This window comes from Pseudomonas sp. IT-P253, from assembly GCF_949768125.1.
Classification (GTDB): Bacteria; Pseudomonadota; Gammaproteobacteria; order Pseudomonadales; family Pseudomonadaceae; genus Aquipseudomonas.
On record NZ_CATKPT010000063.1, the window covers coordinates 1 to 684 of the forward strand.

Annotated in this window: 1 protein-coding gene; it reads left to right on the forward strand. The window is 54.2% G+C overall.

The features are described from left to right. Positions 1 to 160 precede the first annotated feature (160 nt). On the forward strand, positions 161 to 684 hold a 524-nt coding region (locus ACM6IR_RS24000; RefSeq protein WP_414909990.1), incomplete at its 3' end, for an IS110 family transposase.

Genomic DNA, 684 nt, shown 5'->3' on the forward strand with positions numbered 1-684 from the left:
TCTGACTGTTGACGCAGTACAGACTGTGGGAGATTTCGCCCCTCCTCCTTTCACCCAAGCGCCGATAAAGAATGCATCTGGCTAGACCGACGATAGGAACAAGCCTGCGCCTCTGGGTGAGCCCTTCAAGTGCTTAAAACCTTATCCCGGAGGAAATCTGATGGCAATGCCTGTCCTGGTCTCAAAACCGATTGTGGGTGTAGATGTCGCGAAGAATGAATTGGTGATTTATCAGGCTGAGCTTGATTTGCTTGAAGAGATTCCCAACACCAAAACGGCCATCAAGCAGTGGTTGAAGGCCTTGCCGGGGAACGTGGCTATCGCCATTGAGGCGACCAATATCTATCACCTGGAGTTCGCTGACTTGGCCTATGAGGCCGGCTGCACGATTTACATGGTGGGAGGTTATGAACTCAAACATTACCGCGAAGGTGTGAAGGTTCGCGCCAAAACCGATGCCCTGGATGCCAAGTTGCTTGCTCGTTACCTGAAAAACGAAGCTGAAGAGCTGCATCCGTGGACCCCGCCGTCACCGCTGTACCGCCAGCTCCTGAGCCTTTTTCGCCGCCGGGCGGCTTTGGTCCAGGCACGGGTCGGCCTGGTGCAAAGCTGGGCGAATGAACCGTTGCTGAAGACTGCTTTTGCCGCACAAGTGAAGTCCATGCAGCAGCTTGAGGCACTGAT